Origin of the sequence: Luedemannella helvata (genome assembly GCF_039528415.1) — a bacterium.
Classification (GTDB): domain Bacteria; phylum Actinomycetota; class Actinomycetes; order Mycobacteriales; family Micromonosporaceae; genus Luedemannella; species Luedemannella helvata.
The window spans coordinates 16488-36931 of sequence record NZ_BAAALS010000038.1; the positions used below are offsets into that span (position 1 = coordinate 16488).

Annotated in this window: 11 protein-coding genes; 6 read left to right on the forward strand and 5 right to left on the reverse strand. The window is 66.0% G+C overall.

What is annotated here, in order from left to right; all coding sequences use genetic code 11:
* Positions 1-6: 6 nt before the first annotated feature.
* The gene (gene dcm / locus ABD191_RS26065) at positions 7-1932 is read right to left on the reverse strand and encodes a DNA (cytosine-5-)-methyltransferase (protein WP_344087600.1); all 1926 of its coding nucleotides are present in this window, start codon (positions 1930-1932) and stop codon (positions 7-9) included.
* Positions 1933-2267: 335 nt separating this feature from the next.
* Between dcm and ABD191_RS26070 the strand changes: the two genes are divergently transcribed.
* The 5 genes from ABD191_RS26070 to ABD191_RS26090 all read left to right on the forward strand — a co-directional run bounded on the left by ABD191_RS26070 (position 2268) and on the right by ABD191_RS26090 (position 11675).
* Positions 2268-4253, forward strand: coding sequence for an AIPR family protein (locus ABD191_RS26070; RefSeq protein ID WP_344087603.1), 1986 nt, complete (start codon positions 2268-2270; stop codon positions 4251-4253).
* A 37-nt stretch (positions 4254-4290) separates the two neighbouring features.
* Complete coding sequence (locus ABD191_RS26075) at positions 4291-5805, forward strand: ATP-binding protein (protein WP_344087606.1); 1515 nt, start codon at positions 4291-4293, stop codon at positions 5803-5805.
* Entirely contained in the window at positions 5802-6785 is a 984-nt protein-coding gene (locus ABD191_RS26080) for a PD-(D/E)XK motif protein (RefSeq protein WP_344087608.1), read from the forward strand. The genes ABD191_RS26075 and ABD191_RS26080 overlap by 4 nt, the downstream gene beginning before the upstream one ends.
* A complete protein-coding gene (locus tag ABD191_RS26085) occupies positions 6782-9679 on the forward strand; it encodes a Z1 domain-containing protein (RefSeq protein ID WP_344087611.1) in 2898 nt (965 codons plus the stop codon). The genes ABD191_RS26080 and ABD191_RS26085 overlap by 4 nt, the downstream gene beginning before the upstream one ends.
* Positions 9680-10070: 391 nt before the next feature.
* Positions 10071-11675 (forward strand): DEAD/DEAH box helicase, encoded by a 1605-nt coding sequence (locus ABD191_RS26090; protein ID WP_344087614.1) that lies wholly within the window; start codon positions 10071-10073, stop codon positions 11673-11675.
* A 51-nt stretch (positions 11676-11726) separates the two neighbouring features.
* Here the strand turns inward: ABD191_RS26090 and drmB are convergent, their stop codons facing one another.
* Complete coding sequence (gene drmB / locus ABD191_RS26095; protein ID WP_344087617.1) at positions 11727-13460, reverse strand: DrmB family protein; 1734 nt, start codon at positions 13458-13460, stop codon at positions 11727-11729.
* Entirely contained in the window at positions 13457-17629 is a 4173-nt protein-coding gene (drmA, locus tag ABD191_RS26100) for a DISARM system helicase DrmA (protein WP_344087620.1), read from the reverse strand. The genes drmB and drmA overlap by 4 nt, the downstream gene beginning before the upstream one ends.
* A 42-nt stretch (positions 17630-17671) precedes the next feature.
* Between drmA and ABD191_RS26105 the strand changes: the two genes are divergently transcribed.
* A complete protein-coding gene (locus ABD191_RS26105; protein WP_344087623.1) occupies positions 17672-18301 on the forward strand; it encodes a hypothetical protein in 630 nt (209 codons plus the stop codon).
* A 593-nt stretch (positions 18302-18894) separates the two neighbouring features.
* Here the strand turns inward: ABD191_RS26105 and ABD191_RS26110 are convergent.
* Together ABD191_RS26110 and ABD191_RS26115 are read right to left on the reverse strand one after the other, a co-directional pair.
* Entirely contained in the window at positions 18895-19356 is a 462-nt protein-coding gene (locus ABD191_RS26110; RefSeq protein ID WP_344087626.1) for an NUDIX domain-containing protein, read from the reverse strand.
* Between the two features lie 44 nt (positions 19357-19400).
* Positions 19401-20303, reverse strand: a complete 903-nt coding sequence (locus tag ABD191_RS26115) for a hypothetical protein (RefSeq protein ID WP_344087629.1) — start codon at positions 20301-20303, stop codon at positions 19401-19403.
* Between the last annotated feature and the right edge of the window lie 141 nt (positions 20304-20444).

The following is a 20444-nucleotide window of genomic DNA, read 5'->3' on the forward strand; positions in this document are numbered from 1 at the left end:
CAAACCTCACCCGTCGACCGTTCCGGCCGCCGGGCAGAGTTTCAGTAAGGGGCATTGGCCGCAGTCCGGTGACACCGGCCGGCAGAGACTGTTGCTGAGCTCGATGAGGGCCAGGTGGGCATCGCGGGCGTTGGTGTCATCCCCGACCATGCGGGCGACGGCGAGGCGGCCGTCGCTGAGCCTGTTGCGTCGGTCGACGACCTCGTCTGTAAATCGTGCGGCGACCCTCAGGACGCCCTTTGTCACCAGGACCGGTTCTTCCGACTCGTCCTCCCCGTGGGTCGGCACCACCAGTACGGCCAGGTCGAGAACCGATGCGTCGATTCCACTGACGCTCTCATCCGAGTCGAGGACCTCCGGTGTGGGCGCGAGCCGCTCCGCGATGGCCGCAATGCGCGCAGCACGTTGCTGGCGACCGATGAGCCGGCCGATCGTCGCCAGCTCGTCGCTGGCCGCCGCCGTGTCCGCCGGGACAGCCCAGCGCTGTAGCAAGGGCCAGACGAATCTGATCTGGTCAGGTGCGGCCCGATCTAGCAGTGTCTCCGCCGTGATGACCTGCCAACGGGTGGACGCGCGCAACCAGGGAAGCGCCAGGGCTTCCCGGTCGCGGAACCAGGCGGTGAGGGCTGCCGCCACGTCGAGCGTTCGGTAGGTCACCGGGGTGGGGCTGTCCAGCGCTGCCCGTACGGCATCGCCGAGGTGCCGGCCGAGGAGTGGAGGTACCGCGTTGCCGATCTGCCGGAAAGCGGCCGAGGGTGGTCCGGCGAACCGGAAGTGGTCGGGGAAGGTCTGCAGCCTCGCCGCTTCCCGCACGGTGAGGGTGCGGTTCTGCCGCGGATGGATGTACCAGTACCCGTCTTTGGCGATGTGCGCGGTGATTGTCCGGGAGTAGTTGTTCGCGTCGAGGCGCTTGTACTTGTCGTCGAAGATGTCGGCGCGGTAGCGGCGCATCTCCTCGGGCAGGTCGGAGTAGAGGGTCTTCTCGCCCATCAGGTCGAAGGCGAGCAGGTCGTCCTCGCGGACCGGTCGGGTGATGTGGTCGAACACCTTGCCCGCGTCCGCGGGCGGGACGTCGGCGCGCATGCTGCGCTGGAACTCGCCCTGTGGTCCGTCGTAGGCGATCCATCCTTCCGCGCCGCCCTCGGGCCGCCAGCCACCCTCGACGGGCGGTAGGTCGCCGATGGCGTTCCATACCGTGACCCGGTCAGGGACCACAGCGGGCCATTCGAATGCGGTGCTGTCGCGTAGTGCGACCACGATCAACCGCTGACGGAACTGCGGCACCCCGTACTGAAGGGTCTCGACAAGCTTCGCCTTAACGGCGTACCCGATCGACTCGAGTTCGTGCACCAAGGTGCGGAAGATGAACATCTCCCGGTCGAGTGCCATGTCGGGGACGTTCTCCATGACCACTGCAGAGGGCCGTGCCAGCTGGATGACCTCCAGGAACGAACGCCACAGGTCGCGTCGCTCGTCGTGGGCCGGCCGTAGGTGGTGACGGACCCGGTGGCGGATCATGGACCGTCCGGCCTTGGAGAACGGCTGGCAGGGTGGCCCGCCGGCGAGCAACTCGATGCCGGCGTCACGGATCAGGCCGGCAACGCGCACAAGCGTGTCGGGATCGCTGAGGTCGCAGTCCAGGCTCAGGCCGGGATGGTGGTGGCGGTGCGTCTCCACCGACTCGGCATCGTGGTCGGCCGCCAGCACCACCCGGAATCCAGCCTGTGTCAGCCCCAGGCTCAGTCCCCCCGCTCCGGCGAACAGGTCCGCGGCGAGGCGGTCACCGGCGGCGCGGCGCTCGGCGGCGAACTGCAGGAACTCCTCGTCGGTGGCACAGGCTCGGGGGTGGGGAGCCAGCCGGACGAAGGGGCCCCGCACGAGCTTCACGCCGTACCCGGTGTGCCTGCGCGTACGCGCCGTGCCCTCCGTCACCGCTCACCATCCATTCGTAGACCGTGGCCGGGACGTTACCTGTGGTGCTGGACAGTTTCGCGTAGCGCCCCGCCCGGTGGGGCCAGTAGTTATGTCGACCACTGTCCGACACCGATCAGCAGGACGAACGTACCTCTACCGTCCGTCCGGGTCGAACAACCGGTCATCTTTCCGAACCCGACCGTCGGTGGTCCCCATATGCTTGAAGACGCTCGCGCAGCACACCCTTCAGCCGGCGCACAACCGGGTGCCCCGGCGCTCTGCCGTCTGGAGATGTCCCATGCTCTCTTACCCACCGGCCCGGCCCGCATCGCGTGCCAGGAACGTGGGCGGCGATGTCTGAGCCGGACATCACGGGATACGCGTACAGCCTCCTCGACGAGGTACGCGCCCAGGCGGAGATGGACGGTGGGGAACTGCGTGAGGCGTTCACCGAACTCATCCTCGATCAGTTCTGCGCCGATGGTCACACCGAACAGGCGACTGCCGTGTACATCCGGGAGCACGGAGTCGAGGTCAGCGGGTGGGGTGTCTCGTCCGACGACAGGTGCCTCGACCTGTTCCTGACGATCTACAGCGCCCGCGCCGACGACGACTACAAGATCGACCGAAGTGAGGTCGAGGCCGGGTTCAAGCGGCTGGAGAACTTCCTGTCGCGGGCCGCGACAGGACAGACGGGTCGTAATGAGGCCGGATCGGAGGTTGCCGGAACTTGGCGCGAGGTGGCTGACCGGTTCGACCGTGTCGACAAGATCCGCCTGTTCCTCATCACTAACGCGCGCAGCGTCGTGCGTGACCGCATTGCGCCTGCCACAGTGCAGGGTCGGCAGGTCCACCGGGAACTGTGGGACCTGCGCAGACTGGCCAACTGGGCGGCCTCGGGCAGCAAGGCCGAGCCCATCGTGGCTGAGTTCCCGGACGGGTTGGACTGCCTGACCGCGTCTCAGCAGGACGGCGACTTCTCGGTAATGCTGGCGATCGTGCCAGGTCGGCAGTTGGCCGACCTGTACTCGCAGCACGGCGCGCGACTGCTTGAGCTCAACGTCCGGTCGTTCCTACAGGTCCGTACAACGGTCAACCGGGGAATGTTGGAGACCTTGCGCACCAATCCGGGCCGCTTCCTTGCGTACAACAACGGCATTGCCGCTACGGCGTCTCATGTTGACATCGACGAGGGTCCCGACGGCCGTCGGCTGATCCGAAGCATCCACAACCTGCAGATCGTCAACGGTGGGCAGACGACAGCCACGATCCATCACGCATTGCGCAACAAGGTCGACATCTCTGCTGTACAGGTACAGATGAAACTGACCGTCGTCGCTCCGGAGCGGTTGGATGAGATCGTCCCGCAGATCTCGGCGTACTCGAACACCCAGAGCAAGGTCACCGCCTCTGACCTGAAGGCCAACAGCGCCTTCCACGTCGACGTCGAACGGATCATGCGGACGTTGTGGGCCCCCGCGACCGCTGTGCACCCCCACGACACCCACTGGTTCTACGAACGGGCACGGGGGCAATACGCCAACGCCCTGGTCCGCGAGGGGACCCCCGCCCGGCAGAAGATCTTCAAGACGGCGAATCCGGCGACGCAGAAGTTCACCAAGTCTGACCTGGCCAAGTTCGAGCAGTCCTGGGCGATGCTGCCGCACGTGGTGAGCCTCGGGGCGGAGAAGAACTTCGTGCTCTTCTCCGAGCGTCTCGACGAACGGCCCATCGACGTCGACAAGGACTACTGCCGGCGGCTGGTCGCCAAGGCGATCCTGTTCCGTCGTACGGACAAGCTGGTCGCGAAACAGGCATTCGGTGGCTACAAGGCCAACATCGTGACCTACACCGTGGCCAAACTCGTCCACGCCACCCGGTCCCGTATCGACCTCGGCCGGATCTGGCGCGACCAGGACCTCTCGCCGGCGCTGCAGAACGCCGTCACGGACCTGTCCGCGCTTGTCCAGAAGATCCTCACGTCCCCGCCCAGCGGCCGCACACACGTCGGCGAGTGGACCAAACGGCCCGAGTGCTGGGCGGCCATACGTGATCTCGAGTGGGCGGTACCAACGGATCTCGAGGCCGAACTCGCTACCGCGGACGACTACGCCCACGAACTGGACCTGGTCAGGGCGACCACTGCGGCGGACTGGTCGGACCTCGCCGAATGGGGTGCCGACACCGGCAGCCTCGACCCAGCCGAGTGCCGCACCGCCCGCGACATTTCCACGGCCCTGTCCCAGGGTTGGGCGCCGGCCGGTAGGCAGTTGCACGCCGGAATCGAACTCATGCGCAGGGCACACGCACGCGGCTTCCGGGCCGTCGCCGGTCTCTGACAACGAGCACAACGCAAGATCAGTCAGGAGGTCAGCGATGTCGCTGTGGCAGCAGCAGGTGCCCACCGAAAGCTCGGTCGAGCTCCCGCCGGACCCTCGTGCCCTCGAGAGCCTCGGCCGCAACCACTCGCTGCCTACCGCGCTGGCAGACCTGGTTGACAACTCGATCGATGCAGGAGCCACCCAGGTCCTGATCAGGTTTGTCCAGCAGCAGGCCGACCTCATCGGCCTGTACGTGGTCGACAACGGGCGTGGCATCGAACCGGACACCATCGACGCGGCGATGACGGTCGGCGCCCGCCGCGACTACGCCACCGGCGACCTCGGGCACTTCGGGCTGGGCCTCAAGGCGGCCTCCTTCAGCCAGGCATCCAGTCTCACGGTCCTGGCCCGGGCGGCCGGCCATCCGGCCGTCGGCCGGCGCTGGCTTGTCGGTGGCGGCCGACGCACCTTCCGATGCGACATCGTGCCAGCCGACTTCGCTGCCCGCGAGCTCGAACGATCTTGGCCTATCCCCGCCGCCAGTACGGGCACCGTCGTGCGGTGGGATCAGGTGAGAGGGTTCCCAGCCACCGGCAACCGCGGGCACACCGACGAGTTCGTCAGCCGGACGATCTCCGCGCTGCAGGGCCACCTCGGCCTCATGTTCCACCGTTTGCTGGCCGATGACCGGGTCTGCCTCTACGTGGACGTGGAGGACGTCGATGCAGGACCAGGCATCCTCAGCCAGGTACGACCGATCAACCCGTTCGCCTACCCGAACGCACCGTCCGGCTGGCCCAGGACCCTGACAACCCACACCGGCACCACCGACCTGTCACTGCATTGCCACATCTGGCCAGGGCGCTCCAGCCTGCCCGAGTACCGGCTGCCGGGCGGCGCCGAGTCCCGCCAGGGCCTGTACTTCTACCGCCGCGGCAGGCTTCTGCACGCAGGCGGCTGGGAGGGGATCCACGCCCCCGACAAGAAGTTACAACTGGCGCGGGTGGCTGTCGATATAGACGGCGACATCGCAGGCCTGCTCGACATGAACCCGGAGAAGTCCCGGGTCTCAGCCGGACCGGACTTCGCCAGGGTGGTCAGCAAGGCGCAGGCTCCTGACGGGACCACGATCAATGACTACCTGCAGGCCGCCGAGCGGATCTGGACCCAGACCAACCAACGGGCCACAGCCCAGCGCAAGGCGGTCTTCCCTCCCGGTAAGGGCATACACCCCAACGTCGGCCGGGAGATCAGAGACGAACTGCCCCAGTTCGACGATGAACCACTCAACATCATGTGGAAACACATCCCTGGCGACGACCTTCTCGAGATCGACCGCACCACCCGGACCGTATGGCTCAACCAGACCTACCGACGTGCCCTGCTCGGCGGTCGTCGCGGCGGACTCAACGACCTGCCGCTCATCAAGGCACTGCTGTTCCTGCTCACCGAGCATGTCTTCCAAGGCTCGTACCTCGGCGCACGGGACAAGGACCAGATCGACCTCTGGCAGGAAATCCTCACCGCCGCCGCCAAAGCCGAAAAGTTCACCTACGAGGCCCGCAAATGACCGAACGGCATCTGAGCGCCGACAGCTTCGCGGGATACCTGCGCAGCCGCTCGCCGATCGAGCATCCGATCTTCGGCAACCCCCGACTGTTCCTGTTCATCGACCCGCAGCGCGGCCGGGTCGGTCTGCGCGGCCCAGCCGCACCGAACGAGACCGCCCCGCCCAGCGGCCTCGAACACCTGAGCATCCACACCGTGCATCACGACGGCGAACGCATGATCGAAATTGCCGTCACCGAGTCACGGCTGTTCGAGGACGCCTACCCCGTTCTGCGCTCCATCGCCGACCGAGTCCAGCTCGACGGGCTAAGGGTATCCGACGCCACCGTCGAGACTATGGCACGTTTGGGCCACCTGCTACGGCCAGAGGAGGGCCTGTCCCGTCAGGTCGAGACCGGGCTGCTCGGCGAACTGTGCCTGCTGGCCGGACTGACCACCGCGTCGGACGCGACCACAGCACTGGCTTCATGGCGGGGTGGACACGCGGAGGAACATGATTTCGGTCTGCTGGACTTTGACGTCGAGGTGAAGACGACGGCGTCCGAACGCCGCGCCCACCGGATCTCGCCGCTGACCCAGCTGGTACCGACTGGGACACGGCCGCTGTGGCTGGTTTCGTTCCAGGTCACGCTGGCCGGCACCGGTGGGACCACTCTGGGCGACCTGGTATCACGCGTACGCCAGCTCATCAGTGGCGCCACCGACCGTCGCCGCCTCGACGAACTGCTCTACGCCACCGGCTGGCGCGACCGCTACGCCCGGACATGTGAGCACCGCTGGCGGCTGCGCACCGAACCCGCCACGTTCGCCGTCAGCGGTACGTTCCCCCACCTCAGCCCCGCGATGCTGGACTCCCTGGGTGTCGACCCAGCCCACATCACCGACGTCACCTACCGCCTGGAGCTCACCGGGCGCCCCGAGGACGCTCCGCCGCGCGAGCTCGCCGACGCGGTCAACGCAGCAGGTTTGGAGTTGGCATGAGCGACATCATCACCACCGCCTATAGTGCCGCCCTGAGCGCGATGCAACGCACGGGTCCCCGGGCCCTCCACCAGCTTGCTGCCGTGCTCGGTGATGACAGCCTGGCCGACGGCACGGCACTCCTTACGTACCTGCGCGACGCCGGACCGGACGACGGTCTGCGGCACCAGTTCGCATACGCACTCGCCGGATGGGACTACACAACGACGGCCGACGCGTGGACCGCCGGGACGGAGCACAACACTGCGGAACGACGGAAGGCGATCAGCACGGCGTTGGCCATCGACCCCGCCACCGAGGAGCTGTTCGCTGACCTCTTCCCGTTCGCAACCGCGGACACCGCCACCGTCATTGCGGACGACTGGGAGGAGTGGCGCACGCCGGAGCGCCGTGCTGAGCACAACTTCTACTGGGCACACTACGAGCGCTACCTGCTCAACAAAGGATGGGACCCGGATGCCGTCGCCGGCGTTGACGCCGCCACCGAGGAGGTGATCCGGCGCCTCTCCGACCCGACCCGCACCATGGCTTACCAGGCAAAGGGACTAGTGGTCGGATACGTGCAGAGCGGCAAGACAGCGAACTTCACCGGCGTTGCAGCCAAGGCTATCGATGCGGGCTACCGGCTGGTCATCGTCCTCACCGGCACGACGAATATGCTGCGGGCCCAGACACAGCGGCGCATGGACATGGAGCTGTGCGGGCGCGAGAACCTCGAACTTGAGATCTCCGAGCACGACATCCACGCCCACGATTACCATACCGATCCGGACTGGGCCGACGACAAGTTCCTGCGCCACGGTGGACGACCCTCCGACTCCGGCTACCCCGACATCATCCGGCTGAGTAACCACGCCGGCGACTACAAGCTGCTCAAGCAGGGCGCCCCTGCGCTGCGCTTCGAGCAGCGCGAACGCAACCGACGGTTCTTCGACCCGGTCAACCTCTACACCAGCAACGCCCGACTCATCGTGGCCAAGAAGAACTCCACCGTCCTCAAAGGACTCGTAGCAGACCTCGGCCGAATCAAGGACCGGCTCGGCGAAATCCCCGTACTCATCATTGATGACGAGTCGGATCAGGCGTCAGTCAACACCGTCAGCCGGAAGAAGTGGGAGGAGGAGGGCAAGGAACGTACCGCCATCAACAGGCACATCGGCACCCTGCTGCGAATGCTGCCACGCGCGCAGTACGTCGGCTACACGGCCACCCCGTACGCCAACGTGTTCATCGACCCCTCCGACGACCAGGACATATTCCCCCGCGACTTCCTCGTTGCCCTTCCACGCCCGACCGGCTACATGGGCGCAGAGGACTTCCACGACCTGGACGGCGACACGGAAACCCCCATCGACCAGCGTCCGCTGGAGACCTCCAACGAACGCGCGTACGTGCGTTACCTGCGCGAGGAACCGGACGACGCCGAGCTGCAGACAGCCCTGGACATGTTCGTCCTCACCGGCGCGGTGAAGGTGCACCGCGAACGCCACGGCAGCCCGAAGTACCGCCACCACACCATGCTGGTCCACGAGGCGATGGGACGCGACGCCCACCGTGACGCTGCCGAGATCATCACCGGCATGTGGAAGAAGGGCCACTACTACCAGCCGGAGGGCCTGAGGAGGCTGCGTGCGCTCTACGAGAAGGAGATTCTCCCGGTCTCACGGGCCAGGGCGACCGACCTGCCGACCCCTGGGAACTTCGACGACCTGCGCGACGACCTGGCCGAGGCCATCCGGCGCATCACACCGGTCGACGGCAGCACCAGTCCCGTGATCGTCGTCAACAGCGACAAAGAGCTGGAGAACAAGCAGGAGAGCCTCGACTTCGACAAACGCAGCATCTGGCGCATCCTTGTCGGCGGGAACAAACTCGCCCGCGGCTTCACTGTCGAGGGCCTTACCGTCACGTACTACCGGCGCGCCACCAAACAGGTGGACACCCTCATGCAGATGGGCCGGTGGTTCGGGTTCCGACCCGGCTACCGCGACCTCGTCCGTCTGTACACCACGGAAGATTTGCACGCCATGTTCGCAGCCGCGTACCGTGACGAGGCGTACCTCCGCACCGAGTTGCGCCGCTATGCGGCCCCCGCCGCCGGCGCCGCCCAGCTCACACCACGACAGATCCCGCCCCTAATCGCTCAGCACCGGCCCGACCTCAAGCCCACCAGCCCAAACAAGATGTGGAACGCACGCCTGGTCGAGAAGAGCTCGCCCGGCGAACCGATGGAGCCGGTCGCGTACCCCACCAGGGTGAGCGACATGAAGGCGAACGCAGAACTCTGGAGGCCGCTGCTCGCCGTCGCCACGCAATCAGCACGGTTCCAGGTCCCCGGCGCCCGCACCACATACGAGGCCTTGGTCACGGTCACCGATCACCGCAGCATGCTCGCTGTCCTGAGCAAGCTGACCTGGCTCAACACCGACACGCTGCAACCTGAGCTCGCCTGGCTGGGGTCGCTCTCCCCGCAGCAGCTGCAGAATTGGGTCGTCATCTTTCCCTACCAGACACGCAGCACCACCCGACGGACCCTGTTCGGGTACGGGCCGTTCAGCATGTTCGAACGACGTCGGACCACGACGGGTTCCATGAGCGTGCTCAGCGAGTCGCGGCACCGGAATGCCGCCTACCGCATCGCCGGCGTGCCGACCAAACACCCGGATCCAGCCGCGGACAACCTTCATAGTGCAGCTACAGCGGCCATCATCGTCTACCCGGCGATCAACCCGGGAACCTTGGAGGGCAAGGCCGGCGATCCGATCGATCCCGGCAAGGTCACCCTTGGCTTCAACATCATCACGCCATACAGCTCCGCCCCAACGAGTGGCCGCCTCATCAAGTGGACAGCCAAGGACAGTAATCGACACGTTGTAGTCGTAGACCCAGAATGAGGGGCTGCTGACTCCCGTGTTGGCGGGGCCGGTCAGGTATGCCTTACGTCGTAGCCTCGTGTGCGACCAGGCAACCGGCATACCCGAGGCGCCGGGAAGCTGGGCCGTCGGCGGCGCTTGGGGGACCAGTCGCTGAACCTGCCCCCCGAACGGTCAGGTGGTCCCTCCGGCGACCGAATGGGTTCGGGGGCCATCAAACTTTGTAATGATCTTGAATTGTGGTCTGTCTGGGATGGAGGTCGTAGGCTTGGAGTCCTTTGGTTTGCTCAGCGGGTCTGACCGGTCCCTGGCTGTACAGGTACTACGCAGGCGTCTTGATGTTTCCGACATCCGTGCCGCATTGGCCGACATTGACGACCCAGGGAGGGGCCGGAAGTCTGTCGAGCGCATCGTGGCCGAACTGGACAGTCCTTCGCGTCGCGGGACGGTTCGCCTCCCGGACGCACAGATCACAGAGTTCCTGGTCGATCGGGCCGGGTTCGGCCTACTCGAGTCACGGGTGCTACGGGAGCGTCTGGCGCTCAAGGCTTCCCCCGATGAGCTGGACCTTCTTCACAGCTACAGCGATGGTCAGAAAGCACGTGGCGGTCGCAGGGAAAAGGCTAAGGCGGTCGCGAAGCGAACATGGAGGCCGGGTCGTGCGTGGCCGCGTCATTTCGTCAAAGTCCTCGACCTACCACCTGTTTACGCCGGCCTTCCGGGCGAGCCGCGTGAGGCCGACAGCTTGGAGGTCGCCCCGTTCGTTCCACTGGGAGAGCTGGAGGACTTCCAGGACGAACTGGTCCTGGAGATGCAGGACATCCTCTCGGGAAGCCCGGGGGCAAACCGCGGGGTACTGACGTTGCCGACTGGGGCGGGCAAGACCAGGACCGCGGTCGAAGGGCTCATCAAGTGGCGCCTGACCTTGGACCATCGAAACGTCATTGTGTGGATCGCGCAGAGCGAGGAGCTCTGTGAACAGGCTGTACAGGCTTTCCGGGAGGTCTGGACCGATCTCGGCCACCGGTCGGAGCAAGTTCGCGCCACCCTGAAGATCGCCCGGTTCTGGGGTGATGCCGAGGTTCCGGAGGACCCTGACGTCATCGTCGCGAGCATTCAGAAGCTGCACGCCGCTGTCCGCGACGAGGAGGAGAGTCTGACGGCGGTGCGCGAGCGCCTCGGCGCAGTGGTCGTTGACGAGGCACACCGTATGGAGGCACCGACGTACAGGCAGGTGCTCACCTACCTTGGGGTGTTCGTACACCATCGAGGCGTGTCCCCGGTGCCGTTGCTCGGCCTCACCGCCACACCGTTCCGTCGCGACGACGATGAGACGCGCCAACTCGTGAACAGATTCCACGGCAGACTGCTGGTGCCGACCAAGCTCGGCAACGACATGATCGGTGAACTGCGGCGCAGGCAGGTCCTGTCGGAGCCGCAGCATGAGGTGCTCTCGCACGCCGGTCCAGCCTTCGACATGGGCTCGAATCAACGGTACGTCGACCATTTCCAGCAGTTCAAGGACTTCCATCCCGGGTTCTTGCAACAGATCGGTCAGTCGGAGGATAGGAACCGTGCGCTGGTACGACGGCTGCTCGAACTGCCGACCGACTGGCCCACGTTGTTTTTCGGGTGCACGGTCGAGCACGCGGTCGCAATCGCGCTCCTCCTGCGACGCAACGGCCGCACCGCTGAGGCGGTCACGGCGGAGACTCGGACCGCGACGCGGCGCGCGCTGATCGAGCGGTTCCGCGCGGGCGAGATCTCTGTGCTCTGCAACTACGGGGTGCTCACGACCGGGTTCGACGCGCCGAGGGTCCGGGCGCTGGTTGTCGGCCGGCCGACAACCAGCCGGGTCCTCTATGAACAGATGATCGGACGCGGCATGCGCGGCCCGCGATTCGGAGGCACCGCTTCGTGCCAGGTCATCGACATCCAGGACAATATCCGGTTCCGCGGAGAACTTGCTTTCACGCACTACACGTCATACTGGACCGGGAGCCGCCGGAACCTGTAGACGGCGCAGCCGACGCGCCGCCTCCCGCAGCTCACATCGGGGATCGGACTCCTACGGGAGGTTATCGGCGAGCAGGAGTCTGTCGAGTCCGAGATTGCGGTGCTCGCAGGACGTCTCGGACGCGTGAAGGCAGGCATAGCACGCAGCGCCGTCCGCGCCCACAGTCACGGCTTCGCAGCAAAGTGGATCATTGCTGCATGTGTCCGCGTCGTCGAGTGCGCCGGCGAGCACGTCCTGGAACCTGTCGACCAGCGAGATCAGCCCGCCCAGCGTACCGTCGCCGCCCGGTTGGGCGGTGTACAGCAGGAGACCGCTACCGGCCGCTGCACCGTGACCGGCCTTGAGGTACACCCGTTCCCGGATAGCCGCAGATGAGTAGCCGGAGTCCACAGCGAGGGTTCTCATCAACCTGTGGGACAAGGTGTGCCACCAGACATGTACCGGGTGTGTCTGCGGGTCGCCCGCAACCGAATAGCGTGTGTTCCATTGGTCGACGCGGCTGCCACGCAGCGGGGGTTGACCATCAACCACCTCGAGAAAGACACCTTCGCCGAAGAGTTCGACCCCGGGGTACCAGTTGGCGCCGTTCCAGTCGAAGCGTGTGGATACGATACCCCCGGTCTGCGGGTTCAGCCGCCGGTAGCCGGTCTGCACCATGACTATGCGGAGTCTGCTGACGGGCACGACACGTAACACCATCCGACCGGCAAGGCCCGCGAGGTCCCTCACGTCGGCGTGGCGTATCTCGAAGAGAGGAGGCGATCCGCGGTGGGGGTGCGGCACGGCGGGGGCGCCGTGGGCGCCGGCATGGTGGAGCCGTTCGAACTCCTGATCGCGCAGCGAGACCGTTTCGCCGTGGCCTGGGTCGAGCAGCTGCTCCAGAGCGGACCGGATGTCGGTCCAGGCGGTTCCGCTGAGTAACTCCGTCGCCTCGGGTGTGAGGCTCAGGCGCCCTACCTCGGCAGCAAAGGTCGTCTGATTGAGCATTCCGACCCTGTGGAGTACCCCGAGAGCGGCAAGTAATGCACGGTCGCTGAGGACACTGTGCAGGCGTGCCGGCATGTCCATGATCGTTAGAGCGGTGTCGACCTCAGCGAGGCGGAGGTTGGCTGCACCGCGCTGAATAATGCGGGCGCGCTGGGTGCACCGGACGCTGCCGGAGGGTTGTCCGCCGAGTTCCGGCTGGCGTCCAGTGCATGACGAGGGACGTGCGTATGCCTGCCCGAAGCTGACGCTGGTGTTGCAGCGTGGACATTCGATCCGGACGTGACGTAGCGCGCGACCGCCGCCGTGCCAAAGGTAGTGATCGGTGCGACAGGACCTTGATGTGTGTACCATGCCGTACCAGTCAACCTCGTCCAGATGACCGCTCTCACAGGCGCGGACGAAACGGATGGCTTCACGTCCGGCTTTACGTCGGCGCTCCCACTGCTGCTGGCCCGGGCACTGCGGACAGCCTGAGCTGGCGTCGTAGAGGATCTGATGGGGCCGGTGCTGCGCGCATAGTGCCCAGTACGGGAACCTTTCGGTGCGGTAGATCTGATTGTCGACCGGCAGGCGGAGTTCGGCATTCGTCGGGAGCCTGGCGATACGGGCGCCATCCAGCGCAAGACGGGAGAACCGGTCGTCGACAATCTCGAAGTCGGCCGGTTCCCGGTGTATCGCATTGAAGACCGTATCCAGTGCTTTCAGCACAACCGGGCCCGATCCAGTCTCCACGACACTGCCAGGTCCGAAGGTGGTGATGAACTGTGAGGGGCGGATCTCCTGGTATGGACGACTCATGAGCGTTCCCAACCCTCAACGGTCGTGGTGGCCTCGACTTCTCTCAATGAGGTGGGTGCCGCCTCGTAGGCTTCCCCGGTTCCTGCCACTAGGTGAGCGAGATCGCCCAGTACGACCGGCCGGGAGGCTGAGCGCGTCACGGTCGGTTCGTAGTAGAGGAGTTGGCCACCCGTCTGTCTGGCCAGTAGCTGCCAGCGGTCGAGCTCGGCGTCGGTGTGCGCCGCCGTGTCCGACGGCGGTGGCCGTCTCTGCGACGGTTGCACGGCAGCTCGGGCCTCAAAGAGATCCGGTAGGGACGCGACGTCGGGGGCGTTACGCTCACCGGCCATTTCGCTGGCCCGGCAGAACCAGTTGCCACCAGCGAGGCGCTGCTGCGAACGCCAACGGTCCTGCACAGGCACGGACCCCGTAGTGCCCGGCAGACTGGCTGCCTGCCGCAGGATGCTGACCGCAACGGGGCCGAGGGCCCTGTCCCGCGCCCTCGGGGCGAACGGGTTCACGGTGACAGGCTCGACGTGTCGGTAGAGCGTCGTGTGGTAGCCAGCGAAGTACTCGTAGTGACTGAGGTCGCGGGGGCGTGACGCCCGGTAGAGCGTAACGACCAGACCGCCGTGGCGACGACCGACACGTCCGGTCGCCTGGATGTAGGCAGATGTGGTTTTGGGCTGACCGTGCACCACCATCAGGCCGAGCCGGTCAACATCGACACCAGTACCGAACATGGAGGTCGCGACCACCGCACCGACCGGGTCGCGCGCCTGTCCCAACGCCACGCCGAGTTCGTCCAGCAGGCTGGGCAGTTGCAGAGAGCTTGCCCGACTCGACAGCTCCATCGGGTCCTGCCCGTCGAGTTCCCGGGGGACTGCTGCGACACTGCCCAGCCGTTGAGGGATGTCCTGGCGTACGAGTGCGACTGTTCCGGCGAGCTCGCGGATTGCGTTGAAGTAGCCGACGAGTGTCCAGAACGGGTCCAGGTCGGCCAGCGCGACGCCTTGCGCGCGGCGGTCGTGAGGTGTCTGCAGGAGTCTGGTCCACGTCCGGACGATCGGTGTCTGGGCTCCTCGGCCCGGTGCGATAAGTCCGACGTGCAGTCGCCCGGGCCCGGTGTCGAGTGGATGGGCCGGCGCCGACGAGGAGAAGAACGTCTGTTCGGCACGAAGTGCCTGAGGTGGGAAGACCCGCAGATCACGGCCGTAGAGTGAGCGCACCTGCTCGCCCGCCCGACGGACGGTCGCGGTGGATGCGACGTATTTGGGCCCAGTCCGGGTGTTCCCGGCGGCGGTAAGGATGTCGACCGCGGTCTCGTACAGTCCGACCATACTGCCGAGTGGTCCGTCGATGAGATGCAGCTCGTCCTGGAGGATCAGTTCGGGCGGTCGGAAGCCGGAGACCGGAACGGTGCGACCAGCGGGTACATCCTGTCGGGGTTGTGCAGGCAGGCTTGCCGGCCCTGTTGGTGGTGACCACGACCTGTGGTAACCGAGGTGCTCGTTCAACCGGTCGACGTTGCCGAACAACGAACTCGCACGTGGCTCGTAGGCGAGACGGGCGAATTTGTCGACCGTAGCGACGACCATCGAAGGGCAGTGTGCATAGACCTGTTCGTCCACCGTCCACGCCGGAACGGGACTGCGGTCGCACTGCCCGTCGCCCCGGTCGAATGCTGGCAGCACGGGCCGTGAGCCGAGCTCCGTCGCTTCGGTCCATGCCACGTCGGCGGCGAGAGGGCAGTCTGGATCGGCGCAGAAGATCTCAAAGTCGATCGGCTTCATGCCCCGACGCGAACCCCACTCCGTTTGGCGGATGAAGTAGCCGGGCCGGCTGGCACGGGCCGCACACAGCCACGCATCCGGTCCCAGCTCGCGCAGGATGTTCTTGTTGAACCAGTTGTCGACCGCTTCCGCGGTCGCGTCGCCGGTGAGTTGGAAGCGGATCGACGCCGTGGCGAAGGGAGTTTTGCCATGGGGTGTAAGCCGGAACTGACTCACCACGAACGGGTCGGCCGACATCCTGGACGTGACTGACGGACCGGCGCCCGGATCTGGGTCCCCGATCACAAGGTGCAGTTCAACCGACATCCCGGCTGCAAACCCGTCGGGCGGCACGGCGAGGATGGATCTACATGCAGGACAGTTGAGCACCTGTGCCGGATCACCCGTTCCGTTCCTACCCTCGAGTATCGATATTGCTCCGGGCTCGCTGACGATGCTGCCGGTGGCAGTCCTGTATTCGATGTCCTGCAGGTTGTTCGGTGTCACATTGCCGCCAACCCACAGGCCCACCGAGAACCTCATGGCGCCCCACATGAGATCAGTCGTCTCCGTGCAAGAGTCAGGCCGCCATCCCCGGCGCCCGACTGCACCCTGTACACGTAGGAGTTCGCAGGCTGTGAGGAGCGCTATCGCACGTCGGTACTGCTGGACCGTCAGCAGCCGCAGCGTGTACCGGGACAGGACTGCGACGCCCCCGCCCGTCGTGGGTCCTCCCGAGCCAGAAGCGAGCCGCCGGTGGGCCATCGTAAATGCCGCGAGACCCAGATACGCCTCGGTTTTCCCTCCACCGGTCGGGAACCATAAAAGGTCGCAAAGCTCGCGATCCTCGTGGTCCGTCTCGACGATGCCCCGCAGATTTAGCAGCTGGAATGCCAACTGGAAGGGCCACCACGGGTTCACGCGACCCTTTGTCCACCCTGACTGCACAGCGATTGCACGGTTCGCGAAGCAGAACGCGAGCCGGGCGGTGTCGTCGGTAGCCAACAGCTCGATGCCGTCACGGATACGCTCCGACGCGGCCCGGCAGGCAGCCAGATGACGACCGGCAGGCGAACCGCCCCTTGGTCGGCCCGCCAGCTCGGCCTGTCCATCGATCCAGTTGGCATAGGCGTCGGCCAAGGGGCTCAGCGCGCGTCGGAGGGTATCGCCGTCGTACATCTGGGCGAGAACCGCTGGGTCGAGTTCGGGTGGGTTGCCGGCGTCGCCGGGCCAACCTTTGTCGGGTGCGTTGACGGGGACGACCGGTGCGAACTCCGACCGCACATCGGCCGGCGAGAAGTCCGCGACTGTCGTCGGGTCGAACAGGTGATGCCCGTCTGCCCAGAAGAACGGGGCGGCACGCCTGTGGACTGCTTCGGGGTGGGGACGTTCCGGATCGATGGAGCGCCACAAGGCGGAACACTGGTGGCCCCGGCCGAAGGCGGGCCGGTCGGCGTACAGCAACGCGAGCCCCGCGTCCTCCTCATCCCGGACGGCGCGGTGCCGTTCCACGGGTTGGAGCCGGACACCGTCCGGACATCTCACCCTAATCTGCGGCTGGAAAACGTGATGGGCCGTGTCGGCGCGGCCGTCCGAAGCGACCGGGGTTCTGTTGACCAGGAACATTGAGATCCGCCACGAACCATCCCCGCCCGGTCGGCTGTGGATGACCAGAGTCACCGAAGGATCCGCTGGATCACTTAGGGACACCGGACCCGAACCCGAACAGTCAACCCCCCGCCAGACTGCCCCGTGCGGCACCCGGGTTGACCCCTCTTCAGCACCAGGCACGTACCGAGCCCAGGTGCCGCAGATATCGAGCGTGGGGCTGCTGTCCGAGGTGACCGCAATGGAGATCCCCAGTGACGCCGGCCGGGACCGTGGATCAAGCGTTAGCGGTGGCAGCACTCCCCCTGACGCCCCGCCGATGCTGCTGGTCGCGCCACCCGCAAGGTCGGGAGCGTCGTCGTCAGCCCCCGAGACGTCGCCACCCACAAGCTCCTGATCCGAATCAACCTCCGTCGAGGATGCCTCGAACGGGGCAAGGACTCCAACGATGTACTCGTCGACTGGATCCTCATAAGGCGCCATCGTCTCGACAGGCCCGGACCGTGGGCCGAGAACCTCAGCGACAAGGGCCTCGACCAGCAAGGGGCGTTCACTCACTCGGATTGCTCCATCCCGGTCAGCGGTCTGCCTATCGCGTTCTACCACACGGACGGCCCAGCTCTCGGGATCATAACCGCCTGCAGTCCCCGGTATGCCCGCTCGGCACGCCAACGACGCGTCTCTTGACCGCTGGCGGAAGCCCGTCGGGCGGTAATGGTGCGGGCGCCGCATCGTTCCACGTGACGACGCATTGACAAATTGTCGCTGTCGACCGGCGTCCGACCCGGCCGATATGTGTCGGGACTGCATGGGTGTTCAGGCGCTGACCCGGTTGCTCGTATCGTCACGGCTATGACCAACAGGTATGACGGTGTCGTGCTCCGTCGGGCGAGGGTGGGCATCTCCGAGGTGATGGGCCCGTACCCCGCGTTGGTTGTCAACCCGGGCGAGACGGGGACCCTGCCCTGGTTCACCCGGACTGTCGTGCAACGCATCGCCGAGGACAGCGTCCGACTACGCGCGGAGGGAGCCACGGCCGGAGACCTCGTCGAATTCGACGGTGACACGGTCACGCTAACCAGCTACGACCAAGACGAGGAATGGCCCTCAGCCCGGATCCAACCCAACGAGGTTGGCATGTACGGCTGGGGCGCCATCGGATGGCTGTGGGACGACCTGGAGATCGTTGGCCCGGAGTCCTTCGAGGTCGCCGAGGTCGTCCGAGTGGACTCCGGATCGACGGTGACGGCCCTGGTGCAGCGTGACCCCGCACAGCGCGGGGCGGTTCGCCCGTATCTGCCAGCCGACTGTAGCGGCCCAGGCGCGGCCTTCCCTCGACTGCCAGGTCCGTTCCGGTCGAGGGCCCTCGCCGGCCCCACGACCCAGAGGCGGGTCCGGAGACGGCGGACGTGCCCAGGGAGACTCTCGATGGTCTTCGCGTACTGGGCGACGAATGGGTGCGGTCAACCGATTGACGGTTAGCAGGCCAAGCACCGACCCGGTCCGTCAACTGCACGCGACACGAGGGATGGACACGACGCTGCTCGTGACGTCGTACCCAGTTCTGTCGGGAGCCGGCCTACGATGGGCGGATGATCCGGGATGTCAGCGTTAGCGGCGGCCGGGAGGTCGACGGGTGAGCCAGGTGGCGGACTTCCCGCCTCGGTCGTCGGTGCCCGGGACGGGTGCTGAGGAACTCGTCAAAACGACTAGCAGCCGGATGACATCGGCTGCGTCCGCTGGCGGTGCGGCGGGGGCATCCGGCGTCGAGCAGGTCTGGTTTGAGGTTGATCTCTTCTAGTGCTTCTGCCGTGAGCGGGGATGGTGTCGAGGCGTATGTGCCGCGCCCAGATTCGGTGGACTCGGGGCCGCTGCGGTCGGCGAAGGACCACTCGGCGGTGCGTGCGAGGTAGATGTACTGCCGATCGTCGGTGCCGTCGATGATCTGGATGAGGCTGTGAGTCGTGGTTGTGCTGGCGAGTTCCTCGCGTACCTGCCGTTCGAGGGCGCTTCCTTGGTGTGGTCCGCGGGCTCGACGTGGCCGGCTGGTAGGACCCGAACTTCGGCAGGCGGGCTCAGTCGGGGCGCCGGGAGTCGCGCAGGTCAGGAAGTGTGAACAAGTCGATGTCGCCGTGAAGATGGTTGATCAAGAATGTGGCGAGCTGATCTGGTTTGAGATTGATCTCTGCTAAATCTTCTGCCGTGGGTGGGATGGTGTCGATGTTGTAGGCGCCGCGGCCAGGTTCGGTGAACTCAGGTCCGTTGCGGTCGGCGAACGACCACTCGGCGATGCGAGCAAGGTAGATGTATTGGCGGTCGTCGGTACCGTCGATGACTTGGATGAGGCTGTGGATTCTGGGTGTGCCGGCGAGTTCCTCGTGTACCTCCCGCTGGAGGGCGGCTTCCCTGGTGCGATCCGTGGGTTCGACGTGGCCACCAGGTAGAACCCAGTAGACGGGTTGGTCGGAGCGTTGCCTGCGGATGAGCAGCAGTTCGTTGTTTGGCGTGACGAGTACTGCACGGACGCGTTCAATCATCTGTTCTTCCTTGTGGGGTGTGCATTTGTACGGCGGGCGTCTCATCATCTCGTTGATCGCTGGCCGGGCGGTGCCGCGGCCGGCGTGTCGGCGGCTGACATGGCGTCTGGACCGCTCGGCGGCATGCCGGTCGCGGCTTCGGTGGGCGGGTGGAGATCGGCCAGAAGGTCGTCGAGGGTCAGGCCGGGTTGGCGCAGTTGGGCGAGTTTGGCGAGGCAGACGACGGTGTCGGCGCCGGCCATCGCGCAGAGGTCGATAACCCCGAGGATCCGGCAGATGAGGTAAGGACGAAGTGCGTACATCAGGTTGGCGTGTCCTTCAGCGCAGGCCGCGCCGAGCTGCCCACGCAATGCGATGGCGAGCGCGGTGAGCGCGGCAGCGCGCCCTGCGCCGACGTTCCACTCATAGCTGACTTCAAGGTGTCTTTGCGGGGCCGACAGGGCGAGGTGGCGTGCGCGCGGGGTGCTGATCGGGTTCAGGTGGTGACGCAACGTACGCCGATACGTGGCGGGTTGGTACGTCGGGACAAGCCAGCCGCCCATGCCGAGCAGGTACCACAGCAGGATGGCGACATCGCCGGCGAGGGTGTTGCGGCCGGCGTGTTCGAAGTCGAGCCAGAGCCGGGGTTGTCCGATGTTGGGTTCGGTCGGGTCGCCTTGGGTGATGGCGGTCATCCAGCGGCTGGACGGTGCGAGGGCTCGCCGCGTATCGGCGATGAGTTCGCCGAGATCGATTCGGTGGGTCACGCCGTCGATGATCAGGCCCATGCGGGCAAGGTCGGCGACGGTCACCACGGTGGGGCCGATGGCGATGTTGGTGTCTGGGCGGTACCAGGTGTCGAGCCGTCCGCCGGGTCGCAGGCGTTCGAGATAGAGCGCGGGCACGCAGTCAGCGAGGGCAGCCTGCCGCCCGGTCGTGTTGGCGGCGGTGAGAAGGTCGGCGCACACGTCGTTGACGAGTGTGGTTACCTCGGCCGTGGTGGCGAGGCCATGGTCTGCCAGGGCGATGGCGTCGCCGAGGAGGTGGGTGCACCTGAAGCGCCCTGGATCTTGTAGAGGCTCAGTTCATTGGGTACCGGCCTCGGTTAG